Here is a 7980-nt window from a genome sequence, read left to right on the forward strand (position 1 = left end):
GCAGCTCTTTGATCACCGCCGCGCAGCCGGTCTGCTCCCACAGGCGTCCGAACAGTAGCGGGCTGTTGAATGCCACTGAGAACTGACCCGGTTTGGGGTGAAGTTGCCACTGAGAACTGACCCATGTTCGGACGCTAGCCTCTGCCTTTTGGGTGGGGGCAGCGGGAGTGTTGGACATGGCGTTGTTGAGCGTTATCCGGCGCTGGCATTTCCGGGAGCAGCTCTCGATCCGCGCGATTGCCCGCCGGACGGGTCTGTCGCGGAACACCATCCGCAAGTACCTGCGGTCCGACGTGGTCGAGCCTGTTTTCAGGACACCCGATCGCCCCAGTAAACTGGATCCCTTTGCCGAGCGGCTGGCAGCCTGGCTGCGGACCGATGCTCGTCGGCCACGCAAACAGAAACGCACAGCCCGGCAGTTCCACGCGGAACTGGCCAGGCTTGGCTATGATGGGTCGTACCGACGGGTTGCCGCCTTTGTGCGGGCCTGGCGAGACGACTGGCTGCGACAGCAGCAGACATCCGGCCGCGGCGTCTTCGTGCCACTGGCCTTCGGTCCGGGCGAGGCGTTCCAGTTCGACTGGAGCGAGGAGCATGCCGTCATCGACGGCGAGCGCACCAAGCTGCAGGTCGCCCACCTCAAGCTCTGCCATAGCCGAGCCTTCCTGGTGCGGGCCTACCTCCTGCAAACGCACGAGATGCTGTTCGACGCCCACAACCACGGCTTTCGCGTGCTGTGTGGTGTGCCGCGGCGCGGGATCTACGATAACATGCGCACCGCCGTGGACCGGATCGGTCCGAGCCGCGAGCGGCAGGTCAATGCTCGCTTCCTGGCCATGGCAAGTCACTACCTGTTTGAGCCGGAATTTTGCAATCCAGCCTCGGGCTGGGAGAAAGGTCAGGTCGAGAAAAACGTCCAGGATGCCCGGCACAGGCTGTGGCAGCCCATGCCTCACGCTGCCAGCCTGGAGGCGCTGAATGCCTGGCTGGAACAGCGATGCCTCGCCTTATGGGAGGAGATCCCGCACGGGTCCGAGCCCGGCAGCATCGCCGCGGTCTGGCGGCAGGAGGTGGAGTGCCTGATGCCGGTCAGGCGGGCGTTCGACGGCTTTGTCGATGAGACCAAGCGGGTCTCGCCAACCTGCCTCGTGCACTTCGACCGCAACCGTTACAGCGTGCCCGCCTCCTCCGCCAACCGTCCGGTCAGCCTGCGGATCTATCCCGACCGCATCGTGGTCGTCGCTGAAGGGACCGTCATTTGCGAGCACCGGCGTATCATCGAGCGTTCGCACCACCGGCAGGGGCGGACGATCTATGACTGGCGGCACTACCTGGCCGTGATCCAGCGCAAGCCTGGTGCCCTGCGCAACGGCGCGCCCTTCGCCGAGCTGCCGGAGGCCTTCCGGCAGTTGCAGCGTCACCTGCATGGCCGACCCGGCGGTGACCGGGAGATGGTGGAGATCCTCTCCCTGGTGCTCCAGCACGATGAGCAGGCCGTGCTGGTCGCCGTGGAGATGGCCCTGCAGGCCGGTGTCGCCACCAAGACCCATATCCTGAACCTGCTGCACCGGCTCACCGATGGCGCAGCCTCTCAGGTCCAGCCGATTGAGGCGCCCCAGGCCCTGGTGCTGGCGCAGGAGCCCACGGCCAACGTCGCCCGCTATGACAGCCTCCGCATGAGGCAGGGAGGCCGTCATGCGTCATGATCCAGCGGCTGCCGCCATCACCATCATGCTGCGCAGCCTCAAGATGCACGGCATGGCGCAGGCCGCGGCCGAGCTGGCCGAGCAGGGTGCTCCTGCCTTCCAGACCGCGATCCCGGTCCTTTCGCAGTTGCTCAAGGCGGAGATTGCCGAGCGGGAGGTCCGCTCCATCGCCTACCAGCTCAAGGCCGCACGGTTCCCGACCTACAAGGACCTGGCCGGGTTCGACTTTGCCAGCAGCCAGCTGAACGAAGCCCTGGTGCGCCAACTGCATGCCGGCACCTTCATGGAGAAGGCCGACAACATCGTGCTGGTCGGAGGGCCGGGAACAGGCAAAACCCACGTCGCGACCGCGCTCGGTGTCCAGGCCGTCGAGCACCACCGCAAGCGCGTCCGGTTCTTCTCCACGGTCGAACTGGTCAACGCCCTCGAGCAGGAGAAGGCAGCCGGAAGGGCCGGGCAGATCGCCGCCCGCCTGCTCCACGCCGACTTGCTGATCCTCGACGAGCTGGGATACCTGCCGTTCAGCGCCTCAGGCGGTGCCCTGCTGTTTCACCTGCTCAGCAAGCTCTACGAGCAGACCAGCGTTATCATCACCACCAATCTCAGCTTCAGTGAACGGGCCGCCATCTTCGGAGATGCCAAGATGACCACCGCTCTCCTCGACCGGCTCACCCACCACTGCCACATCCTGGAGACCGGAAACGACAGCTTCCGATTCAGGAACAGCTCCGCAACCCAGGCCCAGCGCGAAAGGAAGCCACAACCTACCTGACGGGATCCCAAAACCCCGCGCACATCCACAACCCGGGTCAGATCCTCATGGCAACCCCGGGTCAGTTCTCAGTGGCATTCAACACATCGCGGTCCCACACGAAATTCCGGATAGTCCCCGAGGTCACGACACAGCACCCCGACGCGGCCGTGATCGTCCCACCCCGCGCGAACGCGGTGCCGAGCGAAACCGCGGAGACCGCACCGACACAGCGCGACTGTCATCTGCAATGTATCGCCGAGCGCGGCCGCATGGGCTGGCAGCGAGCCTCGGGCTACAACGATCGTGCCTTGATCGAGGCTGACATCTCGCGTTGGAAGCGCGTCATCGGTGACGGACTCCGATCGCAAACAGACGAGCGTCAGGCCACCGAGGTCGCCATCGCTGCCAATGTGCTGAACCGTATGCTCAAGCTCGGATGTCCGAAGTATGTCCGCGTTGCATAACCCCGAATGCGGGTAGGGCTACGTGCGTCCACACCGCTGATCCGTGCACCACACTGCCCGCCACAACCAATACGTCTCTGCCCGCCGCCGTCGCCTACTTCACCTCCGTCGTGCCACCAGTGTGCTCGCCATTCTCGAAGCGGCAAAGGCTGACGTCGGTCTTCACTCACGTCATAGGATCTGGCGGGAGTTCTGACAGAACCCTTGACGACGCCAGATCGTGCCCGGCATGGCTGTCAGTGGGGGAGGCTTCTGTCACGTTAGCTTGATAATAACGTGTAATCGGGACGTGGGAGGAAAATCTTGTAATTATGGCACTTCCAAGCAAGAGGCGAGAAATGTCAGACATGAAATTTTTTTTGCTTTGGGCTTGCGGCTTGAAGAAACCATTTTCGTCAACAACTAAGAAAGAAAGATTAACTCTGTATAGACACGTTGCTGGAAAGAAGAATGTAGTCGAGATAGGTGTTTATCACGGCGTTAATACAAAAAAATTCTGCCAATTAATGGATCCTTACGGAGTGCTGTACGCAGTTGACCCATTCTTTAAAGGGAGGGCAGGATTTAGCACTATGAAAGTAATAGCACACTACGAAGTTGGAAAATGTGAAAACCGTAACATTAAGTGGATGGAATGTCTTGGTCATGAAGCCGCTCGCATTCACGCATCAGAATCGAGCGTTCCAATCGATTTTATATTCATAGATGGAGATCACAGCTATGCAGGCATAAAGTCGGACTGGGAGGCTTGGCGACCTCTTTTATCGAGTGGTTGTATCATTGCATTACATGACAGCGAAGTAAGTCCAAATACTTCAGCCAATGCGGACACAGGATCTGTTATATACACTAAGGAAGTAATCTCAAATGATGTCGGTCTCAAAAAATTAGAGGTTGTGGATTCTTTGAGCGTATTTGAAAGGATTTAGAAGCACGATCCGAAGCGTCGCGGACTCAATTCGAATGTGGTTCTGCCGCATTTCCGATGCTGCTGCGCTTTGATAGGTGGACGGCATCAATGTGCCAAGGTGGAGGTGTTGAGCGACTACGAGGGGAGGCTCCGGAGAGCATGCGAAGCTGTGGGGGGAGGGCCGCGAGGGCGCCTATCTGGTAAGCTCCTCGGGTGTGGGGGCGAAGGAGCGACGCCGGTGCCAAAGCGGGTATGGCAGCTGACGCTGGTGGCCGAGGAGGCTGAAGGGACGACGGAGACCGAACTTGCCCGGATCGAGCGGCGCGAGGTGGGCGGGCTGGCCGATCTCGGCCTCAGCCTTGAGGAGGTGAAGCATCTCACCGCGGCATTGCAGGCCGGGATCGTGATGGCCCAAGTGGCCACGGTGGGTGAGCGCCGCCGCAGAACCCGCGAACCCAGGGCAGGCAAGGCACCAAGCCGTCGCTCCGGTAAGCTTGCGACCTGCGGGAGCGAAGGGAGCGGGGCCGGTGCCGAAGCTGGTGTGGCGGGTGAAGCTGGTCGCGGAGCTGGAACCCGGGGTGGTGAGCGAGACCGAGGTGGCCCGGATCGAGCGTGACGAGGTGGCCAGCTTGGCCGACCTCGGGCTCCGGCTGGAGGAGGCGAAGCGGCTCACCGCGGCGCTGCAGGCCGAGATCGTGCCGGCCCAGGTGACCACGGTGGGCGAGCGCCGGCGCTGGTGCGCGGCTTGCGGCCAGCTGCTGGCCAGCAAGGGCCACTACCAGGCGACGTTCCGCTCACTGTTCGGCGCGGTGCCGGTCCGGGTCCGGCGGCTGTTGGTCTGCCCCTGCCATGGTCCGGGCGAGCCGAAGAGCTTCGCGGCCCTGGAGCTCGGCGGGGGTACCGTCGCGCCCGAACTCGCCTGCGTCACCGCCCGGTATGCGGCGCTGGCGCCGTTCGGCAAGGTCGCGGCACTCCTGTCCGAGTTGCTTCCGATCGGCGGGGCGGTGAACGCCGGCACGGTGCGGAACCGGACGCAGCGGGTCGGCCAGGAGGTGGTGCAGCTGCCCATGGCTGCGGCCGTGACGCGGCCCGCAGTGCGGCCGGGCGGCGCGGTCGTGGTTGGGCTGGATGGCGGCTACGTGCGCAGCCGGCATCCCGAGGTGGGGCGCCACTTCGAGGTGGTCGCGGGCAAGGTGATCGATGCCGACGGCCAGCAGCACCGCTTCGCCTTGGTCCGGGATGGCCAGGCGGGGTCGGCTGTGACCCTGCGACAGGCACTTGCCGCAGCGGGCGTCACCGCGGCCACGCCCGCGACTGTGCTGTGCGACGGCGATGCCGGGCTGTGGCGGCTGCAGCGCGAGGTGCTGCCGGGCGCCACGCCCGTGCTGGACTGGTGGCACGCCGCGGTGCGCTTCGAGCACGCAATCAGGGTAGGCCGCAGACTTGAGGCACCCCTCGCCAACCGTGCCGAACGCGACCTGGAGCGGGCGAAGTGGCGCTTGTGGCATGGGCGCTGGGCGGGATGCCGGGCCAAACTTACTGCCCTGCTTCGCTGGACCAGGCGTGCGGACGTGGTTGAGGCAGCAGAGAGTAACCGCCTCCAGCGTCACGTCACCGATCTGCTGGGCTACCTCGAGCGCAACGAGGGAGCGCTGGTGCCCTACGCCGCCCGGCGTCGGCGCGGCTTGCCGATCTCGACCGCGTTCGTGGAGAGCGCAGTGAACGAGATCGTGGCCAAGCGGATGAACAAGTCGCAGCAAATGCGCTGGAGCCGGGCGACGGTGCAGCCTTTCCTCGACGTCCGCACGGCGGTTCTGAACGGCACGCTCGAGGATGCCATTCGGCAGCGCTACCCGGGATTTCGTCCCCCCGCCGGTCAGCAGCAGAGCATGGCAAAGGCAGCCTGATCAGCCCCCACGACATCGCATGCTCTCGTGGAGAAGAACGGGTTTTGTAGCCCTGATGGTATGCGCGCCGCTTGGCGGGAGGAGACCTTCAGGCACGCCGCATAACGCAGCCTATTGTCCAGACAGCCGGGGGCGATACAGTGCGTCCAAATTGCAGCGTGAATATGAGCCGGTAGCGTGCCGCGTGATCAAGCGCGCCCATCAGTCCGACAATTTGACAATGTCTGCTCAACACCTCCACCTTCACACAGTGATGCCGTCGCGAGGCGTCCACACCATCACGATGGCACCAAGGCCGTTTTGCAAAAGCAATCCAGGCTTCGGATAGTCGGTGAAGATAGAAGATTTATATTCGGCCGTGATGCTCTGGACTGCACCATCGGGCAACGGAGCGAACCGGCCGGAGTGCACGATCCTCAAGGTTGCCAACGCGAGAGTAGCACGTAATGCGGGAGCGTCGCTGCAAGATGAAGATACTCATGTCCATCCACCACGAGCTTCGGCCCGATGCGGGCGCAGCCGGAGTCACTGTTCGCCTTGCGGAAGCACTACGCAGTCGGGGGCACCATGTTGACCTCCTTTCCTTCGACGATGTGGGTCTGCCAGGCAATCTCCCGGCATATGCCTTCCCCTGGTACGTTGCTCGGACCGTACTCGGTCGCCCGAACTACGACGTCCTGGATCTGTCTTCGGGGGATGGTTGGGTGCTCGCGGCACTGCGGAGACTGATACCTATGCGTGCTGAGACGGCGCTTGTCACACGTAGCCATGGTCTCGAGCATACCTATCACGAAGCGCTGTTGGCCAGGAGCAAGCAGGGGAACCTGAGACTCTCGTGGAAGTACCCGATCTACCATGGGGGATTCCGGCTTTGGGAATGCCGGATGTCTTTTGCACTGGCCGACGCGGCCCTCTTCTTAAACGAGACGGAACTCGACTATGCCGTGAAGCGCCTCGGGGTCAAGCACAGCCGTGCTCACCGCATTCCGAACGGCATCGGCGGCGCATTCGTCAACACAGCTGAAAGGCTTACGGCCGCCGAATGCTGCGCCCGACAGCCAAGCAATCTTGCTTTTGTTGGTAGCTATCTAGAGAGGAAAGGGGTTGAGGAACTGCGCGGGGCGATGATATCCGTACTCCGGCATTTCCCTGACGCAAAGCTGTCATATTTTGGCGTGGCCGCCGATCCAGACGCTATTCTTGTCACCTATCCGGCGGAGCTACGTACCCGAGTTTCGGTAGTTTCGCGCTACCGTAATGAGGATTTACCCAACCTGCTCGCAGACCAGCATATCCTCGTGTTCCCCTCGTGGTTTGAGGGCTTTCCACTTACACCTCTTGAGGCCATGGCCTGCGGGCTAGTTCCCATTGTCGCCGATATTCCTGGGCCGACTGAATATATCAAGGACGGGCACAATGGCATTGTGGTGCCATCTCACCAAGCTGTGGAACTAGAGAGAGGTATCGCGGGGCTGCTTCAGGAGCCTGATCGATGGGCGGCGCTGCGCACAGCTGCCATTGCTACCGCAAAGGACCATTCCTGGGAAAAAATTGCAATTAGCATGGAGGCGATCTACGACGCAGCTATTCAAGAGGGGAGGTGACGCCTTGTTGCACGAGTCGTCGGCTCCGGCGCCGTGGAGTAGGCGGTGAGTGTCAAGCGAGTTGCCGCGCTGATCTCGTAACGGGATCTCCTATCCTAAGCTCTGCGAGCGAGGCGGCCCGACGGCGGGTGAGGTTGCCCCGGTGCTCGCGGCGGCGAAGGTGCGGTGCTCGCCAGCCTCGCCATGCTCGCGGTGATGCGCGTGGCTGCGCTCCTCCCATCGCCGCCACGTTGATGGTGTGGACGCCCCCCGACGGCATCGATGTGCCAAGGTGGAGGTGTTGAGCAACCACCAGGGGAGGCGTCCGTGGGCGAGGCTAGCACGATCGGGCTCGATGTTGCGAAGAACGTATGTCAAGCGCACGGCGCCGACGCCGACGCCGACGCCGACGCCGCTGGGCATGTGGTGTTCCGTAAGCGCCTGGTACGGGCCAAGGTGCTTAAGTTCTTTGCGCGACAGGCGCCATGTACCGTGGCGCTGGAGGCCTGTGGTGGCGCGCACCACTGGGCACGAGAGATCAGCAAGCTGGGCCACACAGTGCGTCTGATCCCGCCGGCTTACGTCAAGCCCTTCGTCAAGCGGCAGAAGAACGACGCGGCGGATGCCGAGGCGATCGAGCTATGCGGGAAACTGGG

6 protein-coding genes and 1 pseudogene are annotated in these 7980 nt (G+C 62.8%); all 7 read left to right on the forward strand.

Going from position 1 to position 7980, the window contains the following annotated elements; all coding sequences use genetic code 11:
- The first annotated feature begins 176 nt into the window (after positions 1 to 176).
- On the forward strand, positions 177 to 1706 hold the full coding sequence (gene istA, locus Q7A36_RS36990; RefSeq protein WP_305108806.1) for an IS21 family transposase: 1530 nt from the start codon (positions 177 to 179) through the stop codon (positions 1704 to 1706).
- Positions 1696 to 2478, forward strand: a complete 783-nt coding sequence (gene istB, locus Q7A36_RS36995) for an IS21-like element helper ATPase IstB (RefSeq protein WP_305108807.1) — start codon at positions 1696 to 1698, stop codon at positions 2476 to 2478. The genes istA and istB overlap by 11 nt, the downstream gene beginning before the upstream one ends.
- 149 nt (positions 2479 to 2627) lie before the next feature.
- Entirely contained in the window at positions 2628 to 2924 is a 297-nt protein-coding gene (locus Q7A36_RS37000; protein WP_305108808.1) for a hypothetical protein, read from the forward strand.
- Positions 2925 to 3235: 311 nt separating this feature from the next.
- A complete protein-coding gene (locus tag Q7A36_RS37005) occupies positions 3236 to 3853 on the forward strand; it encodes a class I SAM-dependent methyltransferase (RefSeq protein ID WP_305108809.1) in 618 nt (205 codons plus the stop codon).
- 508 nt (positions 3854 to 4361) lie between these two features.
- The gene (locus Q7A36_RS37010) at positions 4362 to 5741 is read left to right on the forward strand and encodes an ISKra4 family transposase (RefSeq protein WP_305108810.1); all 1380 of its coding nucleotides are present in this window, start codon (positions 4362 to 4364) and stop codon (positions 5739 to 5741) included.
- Positions 5742 to 6220: 479 nt separating this feature from the next.
- The gene (locus Q7A36_RS37015; RefSeq protein WP_305108811.1) at positions 6221 to 7345 is read left to right on the forward strand and encodes a glycosyltransferase family 4 protein; all 1125 of its coding nucleotides are present in this window, start codon (positions 6221 to 6223) and stop codon (positions 7343 to 7345) included.
- 306 nt (positions 7346 to 7651) lie between these two features.
- A pseudogene (locus Q7A36_RS37020) lies at positions 7652 to 7980 on the forward strand (hypothetical protein); the annotation flags it as partial.

Origin of the sequence: Paracraurococcus lichenis (assembly GCF_030657435.1) — a bacterium.
Classification (GTDB): Bacteria; Pseudomonadota; Alphaproteobacteria; order Acetobacterales; family Acetobacteraceae; genus Paracraurococcus; species Paracraurococcus lichenis.